The following is a 23,744-nucleotide window of genomic DNA, read 5'->3' on the forward strand; positions in this document are numbered from 1 at the left end:
CAAAGGCATGTGGGAACGACGAAGAAGCTCCGCAGATCGAGGTTCACACACCAGCTGTGCACGGGCCTGTGAGGAGTGAGGAAGAAGTTCCGCAGATTCAGGCCCGCGCGCTAAATGCCCAGAGTCCTGCTTAGATGACGGGGCGGATGGTACAGAAGCGGAGCTCACATGCCAAGTGCCCCTCGAGCGCGAGAGGCGCAAATCGAGGAGCACGAGGCGTCTATGAAGCGAGCAGGTCAGTCCTTGCCAAAGAGTGTGGCGAGCAGTTCAGCGAGCTGGCGCTTGTGGGTGGAGGCCCGGCCTGCCGCAGGGGAAGCGGACGCAGGACGCGACACCACGATGGGCTGCACGCCCAGTTCGGTGAACACGTTAAGCGCCATGAACGGCCACGCGCCCTGGTTGCGGGGCTCATCCTGCGCCCACATAACCTCAGCACCTGGGTAGCGATCCAGCTGCTCACGAATCTCATCGATCGGCTTGGGGTAGTACTGCTCGACGCGCACGATCGCAGTCGACCATGCTTCCTTCGCCTCACGTTCCTTGACCAGGTCGTAGTAGAGACGGCCTGAACACAACACCACGCGATTGACATCGGTGACGCGCTGGTCGACCTCGCCAATGACGGGCAGGAAGTGACCGGACGTGAAATCGTCGATCGACGAGCTGGCTGCGGGCAGACGCAGCAGCTGCTTGGGCGTGAACGCAATGAGGGGTTTACGAGGGCGCCTGTAGGCCTGCGTGCGCAGCATGTGGAAATGCTGTGCCGGTGTCGACGGCTGACAGATCCACATGTTGTTTTCAGCGGCCAAAGTCAGATAACGCTCAATGCGCGCTGACGAGTGGTCGGGGCCCTGCCCTTCATAGCCGTGGGGGAGCAGAAGGACAACCGAGGAGCGTTGTCCCCACTTCTGCTCAGATGAGCTGACGAACTCATCGATCACTGACTGGGCGCCATTGGCGAAGTCACCGAACTGTGCTTCCCACACGACCAGCGCATCAGGACGCTGAACCGAGTAGCCGTATTCAAATCCCATGACGACGTACTCAGACAGGGGCGAATCGTAGATTTCGAAGATCGCCTGATCGTCGGTGAGGAAGTTGAGCGGAGTGAACTCGCGGCCATTGTTGTGGTCATGTAGAACCGCGTGACGCTGGACGAACGTTGCACGACGGGCGTCCTGTCCGGAAAAACGCACCGGAGTTCCTTCCATGACCAGCGAGCCCAAAGCGATCAGCTCACCAAAGCCCCAGTCGATCGGGCGTGTGCCCGTCGCCATTTCCTGACGCCGTTCACACAGCTTCAGCATCTTGGGATGGGGAACGAAGCCATCAGGGAAGGTGTTGAATGCTTCACCGATGCGTTCGATGGCGCCTGCCGGAACGGGGGATTCCCAACCGATCATCATGCCCTGGCCAGGCAGCTGGGATTCAGGAACCTGCCAGCCTTCCTCACGGGTCTGCGTGAGGATCTTGTTCAACTCGTCTTCGTATTCCTTGATGGATGCTTCGACCTCTTCTTCGGTCAGCTGCTCGCGTCCGATCAGGTTACGCATGTAGACGGTGCGGGTTGATGGGATCTGACGGATCAGTTCATACATGACGGGTTGCGTCATCGACGGATCGTCGCCCTCGTTGTGGCCGCGTCGGCGGTAGCACACCAGATCCACGATCACGTCCTTATGGAAGCGCTCGCGATAGGCCATTGCCAGATGTCCCATGCGCACCACTGACTCGGGATCATCGCCGTTGACGTGCAGGATCGGCACCTGCAGGCCTTTGGCCAGGTCCGTCGGGTAACGGGTTGAACGTCCCGATGTCGGGCCGGTTGTGAAACCGATCTGGTTGTTGACGATCAGGTGGATCGTGCCGCCGGTTCGATATCCCTTGAGCTGAGACAGGTTCAGTGTTTCCTGCACGACTCCTTGGCCAATGAAGGCGGCATCGCCGTGGATCAGAATCGGCACAACCGAGAAATCATCGTCATGGAGCTGATCCTGCTTGGCGCGCACGATGCCTTCGAGGACGCCGTCAGCGGCCTCCAGGTGCGACGGGTTTGCAGCCAGATACACCTTGGTGGCCACACCGTCTTCACGGCTGAACACGCCTTCAGTGCCCAGGTGGTACTTCACGTCGCCGGAGCCTTCGTCCTGCGGGTTTTCGTTGCCTTCAAACTCAGAGAAGATCTGCCCGTAGGACTTGCCGGCAATGTTGGCCAGTACGTTCAACCTGCCGCGGTGAGCCATTCCGATGGCCACCTCAGGTAAACCGGCCTGTGCTGCATCCGACAGGATCGCATCAAGCAGTGGAATCAGCGATTCGCCGCCCTCCAGTGAGAACCGCTTCTGCCCGACGTACTTGGTCTGGAGGAACTCCTCGAATGCCTCCGCGTGATTGAGAGTAGACAAAATGTGGCGCTGTTCCTCAGTCGAGGGCACGGAGTAGGGCTTCTCGATGCGCTCTTGGACCCATTTGCGCTGCTCAGGATCCTGAATGTGCATGTATTCAATGCCGATGGTGCGTGTATATGTATCGCGCAAACGATCGAGGATTTCCCTCAGCGTCATGTAGGATTCCCCGCCAAAACCGCCTGTGGGGAACTGACGATCCAGATCCCACACCGACAGGCCGTAGCTGGTGATATCCAGGTCAGGATGGCGCCGCACACGATAAGCCAGCGGGTCAGTGTCAGCAGCAAGGTGCCCGCGCGAGCGGTATGCGTGAATCAATTCCGCAATACGTGCAGGCTTGCCTTTTTCGCGCTCAATGTCGTATTCGCGATCAGGCTCCCAGTGATAAGGCGGGTGGGGGACATGATAGGTATCGAAGACGCGATCCCAGAATCCGTCCTTGCCGGACAGCTTGTTGTCCATCAACCGCAAGAACTCGCCGGATGCCGCACCCTGAATAATGCGATGGTCATAGGTGGAGGACAGGAACATCGTCTTGCCGATGCCGAGCTGAGCCAGACGGCGAGGGGACACGCCCGCGAATTCGGCGGGGTAGTTCGTCGCGCCGACACCGACGATGAGTCCTTGACCTGTCATCAGGCGCGGAACAGATGTCGTCGTGCCGATCGTGCCGGGATTCGTCAGGGTCACGGTGCCGCCCTGGAAATCATCCGGGGTCAGTTCACCATCGCGAGCACGACGCACCGTGTCGTTATAGGCGGCAACGAACTCGAGAAATGTCAGTGTGTCCGCTTCCTGCAGGACCGGCACCATCAGCGAGCGCTTCCCGTTGGGTTGCGCCACGTCGATCGCCAGCCCGAAACCGACGTGCGCGAGACGCTCAATTTGCGGCCGGCCCTTCTTGTCGGTGGAGTAGCGCACGTTCATTGACGGCATCTCGCACATGGCTTCCACCAACGCGTATCCGATCAGGTGAGTGAACGAGACCTTGCCGCCGGTCGTGCGAGCCAAGTGGCGGTTGAGCAGTGAACGGTTTTCGATCAGCAGTTTTGCCGGTACCTGGCGGGCAGATGTGGCGGTCGGAATCGTCAGCGACTGGTCCATGTTTTTCGCCGTTGCCCGTGCAATGCCCTTCAACAGATCGGTACGATCTTCGGTCCGCGCATCCTCATTGAGCTCAGTGGCCGCGCGCACCGCCGTCATGCGCGTGTAGGGCGAGGTGGCTTCACTGGTCTGCGCCAGTGGTGCGGGAGGAAGGTCGGATCGTGTGACCAGCATCGTGTTGGCTGGACGCTCTTCCTCCGACTCGTCGGCAACGTCACTTGCCGAAGTCTGGTCGGCTTCGTCGCCGTCCGGTTCGCTGGCTTGTATGTCCTCTTCAGCTGTGACGCGCACATCGGCTTCGTCAGCCTTTTCGAGGGCGTCGACAGCCTCGAAGTACTCGCGCCAGGCGTCGTCAACTGAACTGGGATCCTCGTCGTACTGGACCCTCATGTGGTCAATCCACCACTGCTGATCCTTTTCGGACTCATGAGTTGATTCGTGTTGATCGGAGGCGTCCACCGTGGTCACTCCTATCGTGGAAACGTGAGGTTTGCTCGCCTCCAGCATAGAGGGTTTTGTGAGGAAGTCTCTCGATATTGAGATAATTTATCGAGTTTTTGTCAAACTGTGCGTGTGCTGGCCAAATACCCACCCAATACTTGTCTATTCCTTTACATATTGCTACGACGGTGGCCGCGCCGCATGTCCACCACTGTTCATGCCCGAACATTTGCCTGTACACTATTGGTCATCATGGACAGTGACAGTTGCCCCTTGACATTCACTTTAATGATGCCTAGCGGTGTGCCCAGTCAGTCGCACACACATGAGGTTGCCTCGTGGTTTTAGACATCATTTTCTTGCTGCTCGGAGTTGTGCTGACATTCGGCACCTTCATCTTTGTGTCCTCGGAGTTTTCTTTGGTTGCACTTGACCAGGCATCCGTCGAACGGCGAGCATCAGCAGGCGATAAGCGCGCAGCACAAGTCCTGAAAGCCACACGCACGTTGTCCACCCAGCTATCTGGTTCCCAGGTCGGAATCACGCTGACAACTATTTTGCTGGGCTATACAACTCAGTCGGTTCTGACCCGACTGATCAACGACGGCCTGATATCCGTGGGATTGGCCAGCGCCATTGCTGGAACAATCGGCGTACTCGTCTCAGCCGTGCTCATCAATGCATTTTCGATGCTCTTCGGTGAGCTGCTGCCCAAGAACCTTGCTCTGGCGCATCCGCTGAAAACCGCCGGTATGGTGGTGCCATTCCAGATGGCGTTCACGTGGATCTGCAAACCGATCATCTTCCTGCTCAACGGCACAGCGAACGCGATTTTGCGGCTAATAGGCATTGAACCCCAGGAAGAGATCTCCTCTGCCCGGTCGGCGTCCGAACTGGCCGCCCTCGTGCGTCACAGTGCAGAAGAAGGAACACTGGACACCTCCACCGCATCTTTGTTCACGAACTCTATTCGAGTCGGTCAGCTCTCCGCCGTGGACGTGATGTCCGATCGAGGACTGCTGTGCACGCTTGGATCCGACGCGGTAGCTGCTGACGTCGTGGCGCTGTCTAAGGAAACTGGTCACTCGCGTTTCCCCGTCATTGGTGATGACAGTGATGACGTGCTCGGTTTTGTCTCATTGCGCCGCGCGGTTGCTGTGCCGTGGGAGAAACGCTCTGACGTGTCCGTCCTGTCGTCCTCTCTGCTCAACCCCGCCCCGAAAGTGCCCGAGACGATGTCTCTTGCTCCGCTGCTGCTTCACCTGCGTGAAGAGGGCCTGCAGATGGCTGTTGTGGTGGACGAGTATGGCGGAGTTGCCGGCATCGTCACCCTGGAAGACGTCGTGGAAGAAATCGTCGGAGAGGTATCCGACGAGCATGATCATCGTCGCCTCGGTATACGCACCCAAGTTGACGGCACATACCTGGTGCCCGGCAGGCTGCGGCCCGACGAGCTGGCCGAACGGCTCGGAATTATCGTCCCCGACGAGGGCGGCTACGAAACCCTGGCTGGGCTGATCATTGACAATATAGGTCGCGTCCCCGAAACAGGCGACACAGTGGTGGTCGATCGTGTGCGCCTGACTGTCACGCAGATGCAGGGCCGGCGCGTCACGCAAATTGAAGTGGAGCCTCCCCAGACCGATGACCAGGAGCAGGAGGATGAGCTGATATGAGCCCCGCACTTGGCATCTTTCTGACCATATTGCTGTTGGCCATCAACGCGTTCTTCGTGGCGGGTGAGTTCGCCACCACCTCGACCAGGCGATCACAGATTGAGCCTCTGCGTGACAAAGGCGTGCGCGGCGCCAAGCAGGCGATGTACGCGCTCAAACATGTCTCCCTCATGCTGGCGATTTGCCAGCTGGGTATTACGGTGGCCTCCACGTCACTGGGATTCGTTGCTGAACCGGCGATCGCGCACCTCATTCACGACCCGCTGGTGGCAATCGGAATGCCGTCAGCAAGCGCTCACGTTGTCGCGTTTGTTGTGGCCCTCCTGATCGTCCTGTTCGCACATGTGGTGTTCGGGGAAATGGTGCCGAAGAACATCTCGATCGCCATGCCGCACACCGCGCTGCTGATATTGGCTCCGCCGCTCGTCGCGATGGGACACGTACTGCACGGTGTTATTCATGCAATGGACAACGCAGCGAACTGGTTCCTGAAGATCCGCGGAATCGAGCCACAGTCGGAAATTTCCGCGACCTTCACCGTCGAAGAAGTCGCTTCGATCGTCAAGCTGTCGGAGCGCGAAGGAACAATCTCGGACGACCTGGGACTGCTCAGCGGAGCACTCGAGTTTTCTGAAGAAACCGCGAAGTCGGACATGGTCGCCCTCGACGATCTGATCACGGTTCCTCGCGACGCGACACCCCACGATGTCGAGCGCCTCGTGGCGCAAACGGGATTCTCACGCTTCCCGGTGACTGGAGACGGCGACGAAATCATCGGCTACATTCACCTCAAGGACATCCTCTATGCCGATACTGAAAAGGAGCGTCTGGAGCCGATCACCGCATGGAGGATCCGGAAGATGGATCGCGTCCATGAAAATGACGAAGTGGAAGACGCCCTGCGACGCATGCAGAAGTCGGGGACACACTGTGCACTGGTGATGGGGGAATCGGGGGCAGTCATCGGTGTATTGTTCTTGGAGGACATACTCGAAGACCTGGTCGGTGAAGTCAGGGATTCCCTGCAGCGCGGACAGATCGGGTGACACTGTGCGGCAGAGATCTCGGCGGGGGAGTGCAACGTGCGTGATGGTGCCTACTGGCGACCTGATGTGATGAATGACCCGTGCGTCTCACGCGGATTAGGCTTCCCATCTGGCAGTGCATCAGCTAGCCTCGGTCACAGGCCGTTATAGTTTTGTGATCAGAGCTGTCGCGGGTTATATTGATGTCAGTGCTATGCGGCGCAATCAACAAGACGATGCGTCGAGGGCGATATCTGTGGAATTCAGGAAGGAACGGGCATGGGATCTGCGGAATTGACACCGCAAATCGATGCGCCACACACGGTACCTGAACAGGGTCACACTATCGCCTCCCCGTTTCCTCGTCGCAGCACGATCCACCAGCACACACGCCCTGAGTCCATCGACGCGCTCAGCGTGATCTCACCTTTCCCATCTCGCCGCTCGCTGCATGCGGACGCGTCGCCCTCGTCAATCGACGACGAAGCGGCTGACACCTCGCGAAATGAGGCTCTGGTCGGACTGGCCGCGCTTCCCAAACGGGCTGATCGCCACGCTCGTCCAACACGTTCACGACGCGTGCGACGCACCACGACAGCCTATACGAGGCAGAATAATGCGCCGTCGAGCCGCCTACGCACCCGCAAACCGCTGGCTCTCAGCGTCCTGGCTGTCGCCACTATTGGAATTGCGATCCCGCTGAGTGCATTCCTCAGCCCGCAGGATGTGTCCAACCAGCCGGTCGCAGCCACCTACAGCGGGCCTGCTCAGACCAGCTGGGCGACGATTGGAAGCACGACCACGCATGCTGGGACGCTCGAGGCGTACGCCGGTGCCGCATCTCGTTCACGAGCACGCCAGCCACTGGACGTCGACCCGTGTGTGCAAGCAGAAGGTGCCGCTGACGGAAACCGTGCGGTGCGTGAATCTGCCAATGTCATGTGGCCATTGAAGCAGGGCAGCTACGAAGTGACCTCACCGTTCTCCATGCGCGTCTCACCCATCTCAGGCCAGCTCCTCATGCATGAAGGCGTTGATATGGCGTCCACGCTGGGAGAGCCAATCCACGCGATTGCTGACGGCACGGTTGTCGAATTCAGCCAGGACTCCCGCTCAGGATCCTACGTGCGTATTGAGCACCGCCTCCCTGACGGAACCGTGTACTACTCGGCTTATGCCCATCAGAGTTCCAGTGACGTGCTGGTGAAGGAAGGCGACACCGTGACGGCCGGTCAGGTGATCGGTGCGGTGGGCAATGAAGGATGGTCCACAGGGCCGCACCTGCACTTTGAAATCCGTACGGCAGATGACACGCCGGTCGATCCGATGCAGTGGATGCCGGAGCATCAGGCACATTTCCTGGATCAGGTATGTCAGTAAATTCCCAGCGGGCAGATGAGCGAGGACCACTCATCATCGCTCACCGAGGCGGAGCTGACGAGAGGCCCGAAAATACGATGCGCGCCTTCCGCGGAGCCATCGACGCGGGCGTGATCCACCAGGAAACCGATGTGCACCTGACGCTGGACGGTGTCGTTGTCGTCCACCACGACCCCTCCATACAGGTCACACACGGTGAACCGGTCACTATTGCGCAACGTACGTTCGACCAGATCCGCAGCCTTGATACGGCCAACGGTGAGCCGGTTGAACGACTCGAAGACGTGCTGAGCAAACTGCCGCTGGCGCGATGGAACATTGATGCAAAGGTTGATGAGGTCGTCGACCCGCTGATCCATGTCATTGATCAGGCAGAGGCGTGGGATCGAGTTGTCCTTGCCTCGTTCAGTGAGCCGCGTCTGCGCCGCGTTCGCCACGCCCGCCCCTTCGCTTCCACGTCGCTGGGAATGTCAGGGATCGCGAGGCTCATGGGCGCAGCTTCGACCGCCTCAAGTGCGCGCACATGGAACGTTCCTGGACCTGACCAGGGAGTGCTTGCCGCACAAGTGCCACTGGCATTTAGAGGGATTCGCGTGGTCACGCCGCGTTTCATTGCCACGGCACACCGACATGGCCTGGCTGTCCACGTGTGGACACTGAACGCTGCCGCGGATATTGAACACGTCAGGCGAATGGGAGTGGACGGCATTATTACCGACCGGCCCACGATGGCCCTGGAACTCGCGCGCCTCTGATATTTGTTTACTGCACACAGAAGTAGCGATGCGACGTCCGGCGGTGCGAAAATCAACCTATGGAGATTCTGACTGCCACCGGCCTGTCAAGTGCTGCCGGCCTGAACGCGTACATTCCCTTGCTCATCATGGGCGTACTGGACAAATTCACGTCGTGGGTGAATCTGCCACCCGCGTGGAACTGGCTGTCATCATGGTGGTCGCTGGGAATCCTCGCAGTCCTTCTAGTCGTCGAAGTCGTCGCTGACAAGATCCCGGCCCTCGATTCAGTCAACGATATCGTGCACACATTCATTCGGCCGGCATCCGGTGGCATTGTCTTCGCCTCTGGTGTGGGTGCACAAACGGTTGCCACCAACGACCCGGACTCGTTTTTTGCCGACACGTCCAACTGGCTGCCCATCGTCATCGGACTGGTGATCGCGCTGGTCGTCCACCTGACGAAAGCATCCGCGCGTCCGATCGCCAATGTGGCAACCGCAGGCCTGGCCACTCCGTTCATCTCCGCAGGCGAGGACACGGCGTCCCTGGGGATCTCACTGCTCGCCGTGGTCGCCCCCATCATTGCTCTGATCCTGGTCGTCATTGTCATCGCATTCATGGCGTGGGCGATCGTGACGGTGCGCCGCTCCCTACAGCGCGTCCCACGATCAGGTCGTCACGAACGAGAGATCATCAGCGACGCGGACACCCTCGACAATTTCAACGATGCACGAGGGCGGCCTACGCGCGACTAAATGCCGGGTGATCCTTTCCACTGGCTGTGCGCGTGAGCAGGGGAGCGCCACTGCAGGCGGAAGTGCTAAAATCGACAGGCGTTGGCCCCGATAGCTCAGCGGATAGAGCGTCTGCCTCCGGAGCAGAAGGTCGCAGGTTCGAGTCCTGTTCGGGGCGCTCACAGGCAGGCGCTCAATGAGAGATTGAACGCGGGGTGCGCCACAGTGCGGTAACGAGTGGAAGCACGGTGCCGATGCCGTCTAATCTTGAACCATGACGCCTGAAGAACTTTCTGCACTGATCACGCGTATTGTGCGCGATGCCGCCCACGCCGGCACCATCACCCTGGATGAGGCTGACATCCCTGAAACAGTGACCGTGGAACGCCCTCGGCAACGCGAACACGGAGACTGGGCATCCAACGTTGCGATGCAACTGGCCAAGAAAGCACACACCGCGCCGCGTGCTCTGGCCACCGTCGTGGCAGACGCACTGCGTGAGAACGAGGGGATCGACAGCGTTGAGATCGCAGGTCCGGGATTCATTAACATCCGACTGGCCGCAGCCAGTGCCGGCGAGCTTGCGCGCACCATCGTGGAAGCAGGCGAAGCATATGGGCGCAACGACTCACTTGCCGGCACGCATATCAACCTCGAATACGTCTCGGCCAACCCGACCGGCCCGATTCATCTGGGTGGCGCACGCTGGGCGGCCGTGGGCGATTCGCTGGCCCGCTTGATCAGCGCGAGCGGCGCAGAAGTCACGCGCGAATACTATTTCAACGATCACGGCTCCCAGATTGACCGTTTCGCCCGCTCACTGGTGGCGCGCGCTCGCGGTCAGGAAGCGCCCGAGGACGGGTATGGCGGCCAGTACATTCAGGACATCGCAGACCAGGTGCGTCACGATGCGGCGGCAGCAGGGGAGCCTGATCCTGCCACACTGCCGGATGAAGAGGCTGTCGAGGCATTTCGCGCTCGCGGCGTTGACCTGATGTTCGCGCAGATCAAGGATCGCCTGCGCGCCTTCCGCGCCGAATTTGACGTGTTCTTCCACGAAGACTCCCTGCATACCTCCGGAGCCGTCACACGTGCCATCGAAATCCTGCGCGAACGCGGCGAAGTGTTTGACGAGGATGGCGCCGTCTGGCTGCGCACCACCGATTACGGTGATGACAAAGACCGCGTCCTCATCAAGTCGGACGGCCAGGCTGCCTACTTCGCAGGCGACGTGGCCTACTACCTGGATAAGCGCTCCCGCGGAGCAGACGCAGCAATCTACCTGCTCGGCGCTGACCACCACGGCTACATCGGCCGCATGATGGCCATGTGCGAAGCATTTGGTGACAAGCCAGGTGTCAACATGCAGATCCTGATCGGCCAGATGGTCAACCTGGTCAAGGACGGACAACCGGTGCGCATGTCGAAACGAGCCGGCACGATCGTCACCCTTGATGACCTGGTGGATGCTGTGGGCGTTGACGCCGCGCGCTACTCACTGGTGCGCGTATCGATGGATTCAAACGTGGACATCGACCTGGACCTGCTGTCCTCGCACACAAACGAAAACCCTGTCTACTACGTGCAGTACGCACACGCCAGAACCTGCAACGTGGCGCGTAATGCAGCTGAACACGGTGTCAGCCGAGACGCCGGATTCGACCCGTCCGCGTTGGACCATCCTGCCGACAGTGAACTGCTCGGAGTGCTTGCCACATTCCCGGCGCTTGTTGCGCAGGCCGCTTCAATGCGTGAACCTCATCGTGTGGCCCGTTACCTCGAACAACTTGCTGCGACGTACCACGCATGGTACGGGCAGTGCCGCGTCACCCCTCGCGCTGACGAGGACGTGACCGAGTCCCACGTGGCCCGCCTGTGGCTCAACGATGCGGTGACGCGGGTTCTGCGTAACGGACTGGCACTGCTGGGAGTGAGCGCCCCTGAGCGCATGTAGTGCACGCAGCTTGTCCAGCGCCAGGAATCGAGAAAGAGGACCACGATGTCAGCACATGATGCACAGGACGACCCGACTCTGATCCCCAGCGTGCCAGCAAAAGCAACCGTTGATACCCTCGTCTGTCCCGAGCCTTCCGAGCGTGCGGACATGTGGCCGTGGTCAGCTCGCCGCACAGATGATGGTGTCATCGAAATCGGTGGGTGCGCGCTGACGGAGATGGCCGAAGAGTTCGGCACGCCGCTTTTTGTTCTGGATGACCGCGACCTTCAGGCTCGCGCTCGTATGTGGGCGTCCACCATGACCGAGGAATTCTGGGACGGATACGGCATGAACGGTGGCGACGCATTCTATGCCGCCAAAGCTTTCATGTGCTCCCACGTGGCCCGCACCGCCACTGAACGTGGCATGGGCATCGACACCTCCACCTTCGGGGAGTTGACCAGTGCGCTGCGCAGCGGCGTGGACCCCGAGCGGATCGGCCTGCATGGGAACAATAAGTCGGACGAGGAAATCCGTGTGGCGCTCACTGCTGGTAACGGCCGAGGCATTGCCCGCATCTTCGTGGACTCACCTGGTGAAGTGGATCAGATTCAACGCATTGCGGCCGAGAGCGGCGTGACAGCGCGTGTCATGGTTCGAGTGAAGACCGGCATCCATGCAGGTGGCAACGAGATGATTCAAACCAGCCACGAAGACCAGAAATTTGGTCTATCGGTGGCAGGAGACGATGCGATGAGCGTCGTCCGTGCGATTCTGGATGCTCCGAACCTGACGCTGATGGGTCTGCATAACCATATCGGCTCGCAGATCGCTCAGGCTGAGCCTTTTGCCCACGCCGCACGGATAGTCATGGCTTTCCGCCACAGGATTCATGAGGAACTGGGTGTCCTCGTCGATGACATCGATCTGGGTGGGGGACTGGGCATCGCCTATACGTCAACCGACCCGATTCCACCCACACCTGCGCAGGTGGCGCGTGAATTGGCTACAACCGTTCGAGCACAAGCTGAGCGCTATCACGAACCAGTCCCGCGAGTGAGCGTGGAGCCAGGACGCTCCGTGATCGGCACGACAACGGTCACCGTGTACACGGTGGGTGCGGTGAAGGACGTGCAGGTCAGTGACGATCTGGTGCGCCGCTACGTGGCTGTCGACGGGGGAATGTCGGACAATATTCGACCCGCACTGTACGACGCGGAATATTCCGTCACGCTGGCGAATCGGCGGCTTAGTGCTCCGCTGGTGCGCTGCCGAGTGGTTGGAAAGCATTGCGAGTCCGGTGACATCGTCGTGAAGGACGTCGACCTGCCCGCTGACCTGCATCGCGGTGACCTGCTGGTGGTGCTGGCGACGGGAGCCTATGGCTGGTCGATGGCGTCGAATTACAACATGGTGCCGCGGCCAGGCGTTGTGGCCGTGCGCGACGGGAATGCTGAGGTTATCGTGCGTTCCCAAAGCGTGGAAGATCTACTGGCCTGCGACGTGGGCCTCGCCTGACCTGCGTGAAGCTGGGTGAAGCTTCAGGATCACTGGCAGCTGTGCGCCCTATTACGTCAATGCCACTTGCACGAGCGGCGCAGTGCGTTATGGTCGATGCATGGCTGATTCGACCTCTCACGTGAATGACATTGTGTTGAAACAGGGAATGACCATCCCGCAAGTTGGTTTTGGTACCTACCAAATTCCGCCTGAGGAAACTGCAGAACGGGTCGAACAGGCGATTGAGGCGGGATATCGGCACATCGACACTGCCGCTGGATATCACAATGAAGCCGGCGTTGGTAAGGCGATTCGACGTTCAGGTCTGGAGCGTTCCGATATTTTCGTGACGACGAAGTTGCAAAATAGCGATCACGGTGCTGACCGAGCCATTGAGGCGCTGGATAATTCCCGACGTGCGCTTGGTCTCGATGTCGTCGACCTGTATCTGATTCACTGGCCGGTTCCCTCGAAAGATCTTTTTGTCGAAACGTGGCGTTCCATGATCCGCATGCTCAACACGGGAGCCGTGCGCGCGCTGGGCGTCTCCAACTTTCTGCCTCATCACCTCGACCGTCTACGCGACGAGACGGGCGTGACACCGGTGATCTTACAAACCGAAGTTCATCCGTCTTTCTCGCAGCCTGACGTATTATCTGATGCTCGTAACCGGGGGATGGTCATCGAAGCGTACTCACCGTTGGGCCAGGCGCGCGACCTTGAGGACCCGGTGATCCTCGACATCGCTGAGCGTGCCGGTGTCACCGCGGCGCAGGCTGTTCTGGCGTGGCATATGCAACGTGGTCGCGTGGTCATTCCCAAGACCACGTCGCCTGAGCGCATGGAGGAAAACCTGGCTGCAGCTGGTGTGAGCCTGCCGGAAACTGACTTGGAGGCGATCGATGCGCTCCACAGTGAAAGCGGCCGCATCGGGGCGCATCCGGACGAATTTGAGTAAAGAGCGTTTAAACTGGCAGAACTGCGTGTTGCGTAGGGGCTGTTGTGTGTCGCGGCAGTTCAGGCGTAGTTTAGACCAGAAGATATTGACACCTGTAGTGTGTGATCACGTTGTGGACAAACTAATCAGAATGTGAAACCTTGCGTCTTTCTTGAATGCATCTGACTTAACCTGCGGTTTATCTGAAGTTATATTCTCAGATTTCTTTCAACATGGTAAAAGTGAGGTCAAGAATGCGTGTGCAGCGTAATGTAACGCGGGCTGCCCGGCTGACAGCAGTGACGGTTGCTCTTGGCGTGGCCAGCGCTGGCGTCGTCACGGGAGTGGGGAGTGCCCAGCCTGGAACACCAGCTGACGACGGTGCAGAAGTGGAAGTTGCTCAATCTGGAGATGCCCCTCAGTCACCTGATGGCGCCCAGTCAGGACAGCCAGTAGCGGCGAACCAGCCGGCCGCAACAGACAGGGCGGCAGACGAGGGAACCCCACAAGCGGACGATGCGAGCGATCCTGAGCCAGGTGTTCCCTACGTCCAGAATTTTGCGATTAACCTCAAGCGCGGCGTCAGTTCAGATCAGTTTAACTCTGCCGTGGCGGCCGTGCGTGACACGGGTGCCGTGATCCTGCAGCAGTACCCGCAGATCGATTCATTCTTTGCTCAGACAGCTGACAGGAACTTTGCGGAGCTCGTGCGCACAACACTGGCTGACAAGAAGGTGCCGTTGACGAACGTCGGACCCACCCGCTACGCCAAGGTTAAAGGTGACGAGATTGTCGTGGAAGCGGCTCAAGACTCAGCCCCGTCAGGGCAGCCAGGCACATCGACGAGGATGACGGGTCGCAGCCAGCTTGAAAAGAACAGTGAACTGGACCAGGAGTACACACCCGATCCTCAATCCGAAAAAGCGTGGGGTCTGAAGGCTGTCCGTGCCGACCAGGCAGCGGCCGTCGATGTCATGCTTGAGCCGGTCACGGTTGGTGTCATCGACTCCGGTATCGATGGAACTCACGAAGACCTCAAGGACCAGATCGATCACAGCAAATCCGTTGGATGCTCTCACAATGGTATTCCTGACACCTCGTTTGAGGCATGGCAGCCCTCCCCGACATCTGGATCTGATCACGGGACACACGTCGCCGGAACGATTGCTGCAGCGCACAATGGGATCGGCGTTGACGGTGTAGCACCGCATGCGAAACTTGCCGCGATTAAGGCAGGAAACGCTGATGGTCTGTTCTACCCCGAATACGTTACCTGCAGCTTCATCTGGGCTGCAGAACACGACATCGCGGTGACCAATAATTCATACTTCACCGATCCGTGGGAACACTGGCTTCCCACTGAAGAAAACCAGGCTGCAGGCCTGGAGGCCGTGACTCGCGCGGTTGCTTACTCCCACGACCACGACGTGCTCAACATCTCGGCTGCCGGCAATGACGATCGCGACATTGACAACGCGACGACAGACAGTGGCAGCCCGAATGATGTGGCTGGAGCTGCAATTGAGAACCGCTCGTCAGTGGGAGGCGTGGACCTTCCCAGCGATCTTTCCGGAGTGGTCGTGGTCTCTTCGGTGGCAAAGCCAGAGGGTTCAGATCCGCTTGACGGACCCTTCATTCGCTCATACTTCTCGAACTACGGCGCGAATGCTATTGATGTCGCCGCACCTGGATCGAGAATCTTTTCAACGATTCCACTTGGTTTCGACTGGAGGGATGAGACTGCACTGTACGCATCGAAGAGCGGTACATCTATGGCGTCGCCACATGCCGCAGGCGTTGCAGCACTTTTGCGGTCCGTTAACCCGACACTGAGTGCTGACCAGGCAGCAAACCTTCTGCGTGAACAGGCAGGTGGGCGCTACAAGGTCTTGGCCGACCCGAACAACGCAGAGGCGCCAGACGGCAAGGAATACCGCGGCACCGGTCTGGTGGACGCACTGGCTGCTGTCACAGTGAATCAGCCTCAGCCGACGGTTGCGGGAGTGGAGTACTGGGACTCTGAGAGCCAGTCGTGGAAGGCCATTGCGGATGCGAAAGTTGCGCCCCAGGGTGAGTACGTCAGGATTCGTGCAGCAGTGGCCGGGCCCTACACGAAAGCTGCTTTGCGAGTCAACGGTCGGTCCGTGGCCACCCTTGACGGGACTGGCGCCTTCGACTCGCAAGTTGCCTTTCTGGAAGCTGAGTTGAAAGTCGCTCAGGCATTCACTGCGGACAGGAAGCTGAATGTTGCAGTCGACGCGTGGGGACGTAATAACGATGCGCGTGCTGATGACGATGTGACGGTGGCTGTTCAGGGAACTCTGGACACGACCCGCAAGCACGACGAGCAAAATAAGCAGCCAGCTGCATACAGTGCAAAGCCCAGCGTTGCCCGTACCGGCGCATCGGTGCCCGCGATGGCACTGGCCGGTCTTGCGCTTGCTGGAGCTGGAGCGTTGACAGCTTCGCGACGCATGACGCGTTCCTGATTTAGTGAGGATGGCACCGGGTGTAACCGCAGCCGATGTCGCACTCAAACGTGGCGCCTGCACCGTGTGGTGTGGGCGCCACGTTGTCTGTCCAGGCCACCACAGGCAGCGCCGGCGGGAATCCTTCGCTCTTTGAGCCGCCCCGGCGAACCCTCGGCGTTCAACAACCGCCGTTCAACACTCTCAGCGGGATCGCCCTCGTCCCTTTGCGCGCGAGCTGGGAGTAGCCGACAGGGGGTCTTCAGGCCAGGCATGCTTCGTGTACCGGCCGCGAAGCTCGGAGCGAACCTGTTGGTAGGGACCAGCCCAAAACGACGCAAGATCGGAAGTGATCGCCACCGGACGACCGGCCGGATCGGTTAGGTGAATAATCAGCGGAACTCGGCCGTCGACGAATCTGGGCGTAGACGTCCACCCGAATGCTTCCTGGACTCGCAGCGTGAGCGTCGGCCCGTTCTCAGTCCACTCAATGCGCCGACGTGCTCCCGTTGGAATCTCAATATCGGGCGGAGTCAGTTCATCCAGTCGCGCAGCCTGAGGCCAGGGCAACAGCGAACGCAACAGTCGCATCGTATCGATGCTGGTCAGTGGTTTTCCCGAAGCCAAGGCAGGTAAATCCTCAGCTCCCCACTGCGGAAAACTCGAGGCCAATGCTGCATCCGACACATCCGGCCACGGATCTGTGACAGTCTCGTGAAGCGCTGCCATGCGGGCACGCAACTGCACGGCGGTCGGTGTCCACGTCAGCGCTGACATTCCGTGCTCATTCAAGACCTGCTCCATGAGATCTTGAACAGTCTGCGGTGGCAGCGTCCTGAGTGACCGTGACGCGAGTCGAATAGCACCCAGCATGGTGGCCTGTTCGCCGCGAAATCGCTGTGCTGCCGGATCATACCAGGCGCGCGTGTCCTCATGGACAAGGGCGCCCGCACACCCCAGCGCATCATCCTCGCTGAGGGGGAGCGCCGCCCGGATCAGCGCGGTTGAACTGCCTGACGGCCGTGTCATATCGCTCACCGCCAGCCACTGCTGTCCGGCGAGGGGACTGGTGGCGGGCAGGGACGCTCCCAGACCGGACACTGACTGGTAGGACAAGAAAGAATCGCCGCGCCTACGCATGATCCACTGCGGGTGAGCGGTGGCGGCGACGAGGGCAAGCTGGTCATCACGGCTGAGCTGGTCTGCAGGGGCGTGGCGCGACATGTCGGCAGCGTATCGACCCATGAGGCGTGTCAGTCGCGCCGACTGGTCGCGTATATGCGACCACTCGGCGTGCGAGGAGTGGCGCAGACGGCGCACGCTGGCAGCAAGATCGGCGTTGTCACAGCGAATCTGCTCATCAATGATCGCAACACACTCACACGCGGCCTCCACCCCGATGACCGGCGCGCAGGCTGCCAGTGCGTGAGCAAGCGAGGGCGCGACCGGCAGTCGCGCAATCATCTCGCCATGAGGTGTGGGCGCGCCCTCAGTGTCGAGCGCCCCGATAGCGACCAGCGCCTCGCGAGCAGCCTGGACATTGCCCGAGGGCGGCTGATCCATCAACGGCAAGTCAGCAAAGTCGCGCACGCCCCACACCGCGCACTGCAACAGTGCATCAGTCAGATCAGACTCCACGATTTCCGGGGCCGGGGTCTGCCGGCGGCGTGCCCACTCATTTTCCGCGCAGCACCGCACCGCCCAGCCAGGGCCGAGCCTGGCTGCACGCCCCGAACGCTGGACCATCTCAGCTCGTGACGCTGGCACTGTGACCAGGGTGGTGACACCGCGTGCCGGGTCGATGGACGGGTGGCGAGCCAGCGCAGAATCAACAACGACGCGCACTCCGGGAACAGTCAGTGACGATTCAGCGATCGACGTGGACACGATGACGCGTCGCCGTCGCTCGCAGCCCTCAGGCACAGGTGTCAGGATACGGTCCTGCTCGGCCGCCGACAGAGCAGACAACAGAGGCACTATCTCCACGTCGCCCCGCAGACGCGCACGCAACTCATCAATCAGCATGCGGATCTCGCGTGCACCTGGCACAAAGACCAGGACATCTGCGCTGGTGCGCTGCACAGTCTCATCGACAACGCGACCCATGTGAGCCAGGAACTCTCGACTTACTCCCACTCGACCATTGCCACCGACAGGTGCGAGAGCAGAAACGCTCGGTGCGGCAGGCGCCCACGACTGTTCCAGTGGAAACAGCACGCCCGGCGCCTCAATCGTCATGACATCTGCACCCTCGCACTCGCAGGCGTGGGCGCGGACGAAAGTCAGTGTCGGTGCCATATCCAGCGTTGCCGAGGTGAGGAAGATCGTCAGATCCTCACGCAGTGTCTGCCGTACATCGAGCAGGAACGCCAGGGCCAGATCAGAGTCGAGCGCACGCTCATGGAACTCGTCCAGAATGACGGCACTCACTCCCGGCAAATCCGGATGAGCCTGGAGGCGGCGCACCAACACGCCAGGGGTGACCATCTCGATACGCGTGTGCGGGCCGACGGCGCGCTCGCCGCGCACCGTGAACCCGACCGTTTCCCCCACACGCTCACCCAGCAGGGAGGCAATTCGTCGGGCGGAAGCGCGCGCAGCCATACGTCGCGGCTGCGTGCAGATCACCGTGCCGCTGACGCGTGCTGCGACAGCGGGCGCAATGAGCGTCGTCTTACCGGACCCGGCGGTGGCTGACACGACGGCAAACGTCCCCGGGTGCGCGGCGCGCGTCACCTGATCGAGGACTGACACGATAGGCAGGTCCGGTGGATGTGTGATCAGATCAAACAGCGATCGCCGGGGCTCGCTGGCACTCGACCCCGGATCCGTCACAGTGTCAGTGTGCTCACTCGACGAAGTCAGCACTGATCATGAACGTCATCGAGTAGTCCTCGCCCGGTTCCAGCACGATCAGGTCGATCCCGGAATTGAACGCATCAGGCGGGCAAGTCATCGGCTCAACAGCGGTGGCGATACGTCCCTGCTGATCACCGGAGTACACCTGAACCCACGGCGCGTCAGAGGTGACAGACACGGATGAGCCACCCTCGTCACACAGGCTGACTTGCCACGTGCCGTCGGGCAATTCGGTGAACGCGTGATCGACCGACTGGCTGCCGATGAGTCGCCCGGAGCGGAAATCCAGATCCAGATCTTCCACATCCTTCAGCTCGACGGGTGCCAAACGCTTATCGACATCGAAAACCTTGCCGGCCGGAACCGTCAGCGTCATCGCGTCGATCGACTGCTGACCGATCGTGATGTAGGGGTGGTGTGAGCAACCATAGGGGGCAGGTTCGCTGCCCACATTCTTCGCGTAGATCGTGATGCTCAGGCCGCGCTCCGCGCTCAGTGCGTACGTCACCGACAGGTCGAGGGCGAAGGGGTAGCCGTATTGCGGCGGCAGGAATGTGCTCATGGTCGCTGAATCAGAATCGGAGTGTACGACGGTCCAGTCGGTCCAGGACACCAGCCCGTGCAGAGCTGCCCCGGTTTCGATTTCGTTTCGCGGCACGTCCATGCGCTCACCGTTCCACGTGTACGTCGCCTCGGTGATGCGGTTGGGCCACGGTGCCAGCGTTTTGCCGAAGTAGCCCTTCGTCAAAACGTTCGGGTTGAACGGAAGCGTGACATCGCGGCCGTTGAACGTCAGGGAAGCAAGAGCCGCTCCCACCGACACCACGTGAGCGGTGTATGCGCCTGCGCGCAGAGTAATATCGTGTCCGGAAAGTGTGCGTGTCATCGTTCCCACCCATCTGTGCTGGCAATCGTCATAGATTTCTTCCAGTGTAGTGGCTCGAGGCCGCTGCGCTGACACCCCGAGCGCGGGTGACGGAACCCACGCCAAGGGTGGCGCGAGGCACTGCTACATCACCGCTGCAATATCGAAGCGGCGCAGCTGCTCGCGCACCTTATCCACGTGCTCCACACTCGGGGGCTTGACGTCCTCCAGCGTGTACGTCATCCCCAGGTTCTTCCACTTGTCAATCGCCATCTGGTGGAACGGAAGGACTTCCAGACGGGACACGTTCGGCCACTTTTCGACGATCTGTCCCACTCGGTCGATGTTGTCCGGATCGTCGGTCAAACCCGGCACCAGGACGAAACGTACCCATACTTCGGTGCCGTGCTGAGCCAGGCGATCCCCGAAACTGATGGTGGGTTGCAGGTCGCGGCCAGTGACCTTTCGGTAGGTATCAGGATCACCGGACTTCACGTCGAGCAGCACCAGGTTCGTGTCCTCGATCATTTCATCAGTTGCCATCGCACCCAGGAAGCCGGAAGTGTCCAGCGCCGTGTGAATACCCATTTCACGGGCGCCGCGCAGGATGCGTGCAGTAAAAGCAGGCTGCATCAGTGCTTCGCCGCCCGACAGCGTGATTCCGCCGCCGGTGGTACGGAAGATTCTGCGATAGCGCTTAATGCGGCGCAACAGTTCATCGGACTCGATGGGCTGGCCGTCGCGCATATTCAGAGTGTCAGGGTTGTGGCAGTACAGGCAGCGCAGCGGGCACCCGTTGAGAAAAATCGTCATGCGGGTACCAGGTCCGTCCACCGCGGTCACGAGTTCCCACGAGTGAATCGACCCGAGTGTTCCTTCGCGCATACGGCGCAGACGATCTGTTCGCTCAAGGTCGGTCAGCTCCTGCAGGCCGGCTGTGCCCGCCCCGGCCATCCGATTAGCTGGCGGCTGAAAATCCTGGTCGCCGAGCAGCTCAATAGCCACTGGCTGTGACTGTGTCGTCATGTATGCACCTCCTGCCATAAAAAGCGCTTGGCTGCCTGCCATCGTTGAATCGATCGGCAGGCAACCAAGCGGCACGTTTCAGTTTTCTGATCTTCGCATTGCGGTGTCATCGCGCAGTGCCGAGGACGCCCTCGTACCTGCGGGGATCAGGCTGAGTGGTGGAACGTACGGGACAGAACATCCAGCTGCTGCTCGCGGGTGAGCTTCACGAAGTTCACTGCGTAGCCGGACACACGCACCGTCAGGTTCGGGTATTTCTCAGGATGGTCGATCGCATCTTCCAGGGTGGAACGGTCCAGCACATTAATGTTGGCGTGGTACAGCCCCTTGATGCCGCCGTTCTCCTCACGCTTGTCCTTCATGTCGGCTAGGCGCTCATCAAACGTCTTCGTTGCCATGATCTCTCCTTCTCAGGTTGTTTCTAGTATCTCAAAAGAACTGTTCGTCGTCTCAATCAGTCTTCAGGAATGAAGCCGGAATCGAGGATGCCGACCAGGTTCGTGACCTGCTCGCCCTTGTTCCGACCCAGACCTGATGGCGTGATCGTGTTGGTCAACGAAATGCCGTCAAGGGCATCGTTGTAGTCCAGTTTACCGACCGACAACATGGATGCGACCATGCCGTGCGTGTCCACACCGTTCTGCGGGTTGGCGCCCGGCGCGAAAGGCGTGCCGGCCTTGTGTCCGCAGGGGAACGCGCCGGTTGCGCGGCCGTAAACCACGTTCGAGGTAATGGTCAGCACCGACTGAGTCGGGATGGCATCACGGTACAGGGGGATCTGACGGATCTTGTCCATGATGGTGTGAACAACGGTGGCGGCGATTTCGTCTGCACGATCATCGTCGTTGCCGTAGGTCGGGAAGTCACCTTCGACCTCGTAGTCCACAACCAGGCCGGTCTCATCACGCACGGGGACGACCTTGGCGTACTTGATGGCAGCCAGGGAGTCGGCCACGATGGACAGGCCGGCGATACCGCAGCCCATGGTGCGCACGATATCCGAATCATGCAGTGCCATTTCCATCGCTTCGTAGGCGTAACGGTCGTGGCAGTAGTGGATGATGTTGAGGGCCTCAACGTAGGTGCCCACAACCCAGTCCAGCATGTCCTCGTACTTGGCCCAGACCTCATCGAAGTCCAGCGGGCCGTCACCCTTGATGGGCTCGTACTCGTCAACGATCTGCTTGCCGGTCATCTCATCGCGACCACCGTTGATGGCGTACAGCAGAGCCTTGGCGGCGTTGACGCGTGCGCCGAAGAACTGCATCTGCTTGCCCACGCGCATCGGAGACACACAGCATGCGATCGCTGCATCGTCGCCCCAGTGAGCGCGGATCTGCTCATCGGATTCGTACTGGATGGAGGACGTCTCGATCGAGATCGAGGCGCAGAATTCCTTGTAACCTGCGGGCAGGTTCTCATCCCAGAAGATCGTGATGTTTGGCTCGGGAGCCGGTCCCAGGTTGCGCAGTGTCTGCAGCAGACGGAAAGACGTCTTGGTGACCAGTGTGCGACCGTCCTCTGAGAAACCGGCATCTGACCAGGTTGCCCAGTAGGGATCGCCGGAGAAGATCTGATCGTACGCCTCGGTGCGCAGGAAACGCACGATACGCAGCTTGACAACCAGGGCGTCGATGATTTCCTGAGCGTCCTGCTCGGTGATCACGCCTGCCTTGAGGTCGCGCTCGAAGTAGATATCGAAGAATGCGGACAGGCGGCCGATCGACATTGCAGCGCCGTCCTGAGACTTCACGGACCCGAGGTAAGCGAAGTAGGTCCACTGCACAGCTTCCTGCGCGTTCTTCGCGGGGCCGGAGATGTCGAAGCCATAGCTGGCAGCCATGCTCTTCAGTTTCTTCAGAGCCTTGATCTGCTCGGCGTGTTCTTCACGGTAGCGGGCCCAGTGCTCGGAGAACGGCTGATCAGCGTAGCGGTCCTTGTCAACCTGCTTGGCTTCGATCAACGCGTCGACACCGTACAGAGCGACGCGGCGATAGTCACCGATGATACGGCCACGGCCGTAGGCGTCCGGCAGGCCGGTGATGATGTGGGAAGAACGGGCTGCGCGAATACGAGGTGTGTAAATATCGAACACGGCATCGTTGTGGGTCTTGCGGTACTGAGTGAAGATCTTCTTCACGTCAGGGTTGACCTCTTTGCCGGCTTCCTTGATGGCGGTTTCCACCATGCGCCATCCGCCGAACGGCATCATCGCGCGCTTGAGGGGTGAGTCGGTCTGCAAGCCGACGATCACATTGTCGTCGTCGCTGATGTATCCGGGGCCGAACGCGTCAACGTCTGCCGGTGTATCCGTGTCAACGTCGAGTACGCGCTTCCTGCGCTCCTCGGACAGGTAATTCTTCTCCAGTGTGTCCCACAGGCGCAGTGTCTTGTCTGTAGGGCCAGAAAGGAAGGAGGCGTCGCCCTCGTATGGCGTGTAGTTGCGCTGAATGAAATCACGAACGTCGATGTGCTCGGTCCATGCACCGCGCTCGAACCCATCCCACGGGTCTTCGCTGACGGATGTTGGAGCGGTCATCTGGGTGGTCATAATCCCTCTTCTCCGGTTCCGGTCCCTTCGATCTGAAGGGTTTCGGTGGCGTGGTTCGCGGCCAGCCAATGTATGTCTGTTTGACATCTGACCTTAT

At 60.0% G+C, this 23,744-nt stretch carries 15 protein-coding genes and 1 tRNA gene; 10 read left to right on the top strand and 6 right to left on the bottom strand.

Annotated features, from left to right (window positions below; translation table 11 throughout):
• Window positions 1–236 precede the first annotated feature (236 nt).
• Complete coding sequence (locus AC1EJZ_RS06900) at window positions 237–4,019, bottom strand: multifunctional oxoglutarate decarboxylase/oxoglutarate dehydrogenase thiamine pyrophosphate-binding subunit/dihydrolipoyllysine-residue succinyltransferase subunit (protein WP_092648701.1); 3,783 nt, start codon at window positions 4,017–4,019, stop codon at window positions 237–239.
• A 272-nt stretch (window positions 4,020–4,291) separates the two neighbouring features.
• Between AC1EJZ_RS06900 and AC1EJZ_RS06905 the strand changes: the two genes are divergently transcribed.
• The 10 genes from AC1EJZ_RS06905 (at window position 4,292) to AC1EJZ_RS06950 (ending at window position 16,367) form a co-directional block, all read left to right on the top strand.
• Window positions 4,292–5,629, top strand: coding sequence for a hemolysin family protein (locus AC1EJZ_RS06905; RefSeq protein WP_092648700.1), 1,338 nt, complete (start codon window positions 4,292–4,294; stop codon window positions 5,627–5,629).
• Window positions 5,626–6,675 carry a hemolysin family protein gene (locus AC1EJZ_RS06910; protein ID WP_058237005.1) on the top strand — a complete coding sequence of 350 codons (1,050 nt, stop codon included), beginning with the start codon at window positions 5,626–5,628 and terminating at the stop codon, window positions 6,673–6,675. The genes AC1EJZ_RS06905 and AC1EJZ_RS06910 overlap by 4 nt, the downstream gene beginning before the upstream one ends.
• A 258-nt stretch (window positions 6,676–6,933) precedes the next feature.
• Complete coding sequence (locus tag AC1EJZ_RS06915) at window positions 6,934–8,034, top strand: M23 family metallopeptidase (protein WP_058237004.1); 1,101 nt, start codon at window positions 6,934–6,936, stop codon at window positions 8,032–8,034.
• Window positions 8,025–8,789, top strand: a complete 765-nt coding sequence (locus tag AC1EJZ_RS06920; protein ID WP_070726404.1) for a glycerophosphodiester phosphodiesterase family protein — start codon at window positions 8,025–8,027, stop codon at window positions 8,787–8,789. The genes AC1EJZ_RS06915 and AC1EJZ_RS06920 overlap by 10 nt, the downstream gene beginning before the upstream one ends.
• 59 nt (window positions 8,790–8,848) lie before the next feature.
• Window positions 8,849–9,526, top strand: coding sequence for a DUF4126 domain-containing protein (locus AC1EJZ_RS06925; RefSeq protein ID WP_074026192.1), 678 nt, complete (start codon window positions 8,849–8,851; stop codon window positions 9,524–9,526).
• Between the two features lie 84 nt (window positions 9,527–9,610).
• Window positions 9,611–9,683: transfer RNA gene (locus tag AC1EJZ_RS06930), tRNA-Arg, on the top strand.
• A 96-nt stretch (window positions 9,684–9,779) separates the two neighbouring features.
• Window positions 9,780–11,459 (top strand): arginine--tRNA ligase, encoded by a 1,680-nt coding sequence (gene argS / locus AC1EJZ_RS06935; protein WP_058237002.1) that lies wholly within the window; start codon window positions 9,780–9,782, stop codon window positions 11,457–11,459.
• Window positions 11,460–11,504: 45 nt separating this feature from the next.
• Window positions 11,505–12,959: a diaminopimelate decarboxylase gene (gene lysA, locus AC1EJZ_RS06940; RefSeq protein ID WP_058237001.1), complete on the top strand. Its 1,455-nt coding sequence runs from the start codon at window positions 11,505–11,507 to the stop codon at window positions 12,957–12,959.
• Between the two features lie 100 nt (window positions 12,960–13,059).
• Window positions 13,060–13,899, top strand: coding sequence for an aldo/keto reductase (locus AC1EJZ_RS06945; protein ID WP_480294372.1), 840 nt, complete (start codon window positions 13,060–13,062; stop codon window positions 13,897–13,899).
• A 239-nt stretch (window positions 13,900–14,138) separates the two neighbouring features.
• On the top strand, window positions 14,139–16,367 hold the full coding sequence (locus tag AC1EJZ_RS06950) for a S8 family serine peptidase (protein ID WP_480294374.1): 2,229 nt from the start codon (window positions 14,139–14,141) through the stop codon (window positions 16,365–16,367).
• 183 nt (window positions 16,368–16,550) lie between these two features.
• Here AC1EJZ_RS06950 and hrpB read toward each other — a convergent pair whose 3' ends face one another.
• From hrpB to pflB, 5 genes are all read right to left on the bottom strand, one after another.
• Window positions 16,551–19,181 (bottom strand): ATP-dependent helicase HrpB, encoded by a 2,631-nt coding sequence (gene hrpB / locus AC1EJZ_RS06955; protein ID WP_480294375.1) that lies wholly within the window; start codon window positions 19,179–19,181, stop codon window positions 16,551–16,553.
• A gap of 13 nt (window positions 19,182–19,194) precedes the next feature.
• Window positions 19,195–20,091, bottom strand: coding sequence for an aldose-1-epimerase (locus tag AC1EJZ_RS06960; RefSeq protein WP_480294376.1), 897 nt, complete (start codon window positions 20,089–20,091; stop codon window positions 19,195–19,197).
• 123 nt (window positions 20,092–20,214) lie between these two features.
• Complete coding sequence (gene pflA, locus AC1EJZ_RS06965) at window positions 20,215–21,096, bottom strand: pyruvate formate-lyase-activating protein (RefSeq protein WP_058236998.1); 882 nt, start codon at window positions 21,094–21,096, stop codon at window positions 20,215–20,217.
• A 146-nt stretch (window positions 21,097–21,242) separates the two neighbouring features.
• Window positions 21,243–21,494 (bottom strand): autonomous glycyl radical cofactor GrcA2, encoded by a 252-nt coding sequence (gene grcA2 / locus AC1EJZ_RS06970; RefSeq protein WP_058236997.1) that lies wholly within the window; start codon window positions 21,492–21,494, stop codon window positions 21,243–21,245.
• Window positions 21,495–21,550: 56 nt separating this feature from the next.
• Window positions 21,551–23,647 carry a formate C-acetyltransferase gene (gene pflB, locus AC1EJZ_RS06975; protein WP_058236996.1) on the bottom strand — a complete coding sequence of 699 codons (2,097 nt, stop codon included), beginning with the start codon at window positions 23,645–23,647 and terminating at the stop codon, window positions 21,551–21,553.
• Window positions 23,648–23,744: the final 97 nt, after the last annotated feature.

This window comes from Pauljensenia sp. C0170B5 (assembly GCF_056590195.1).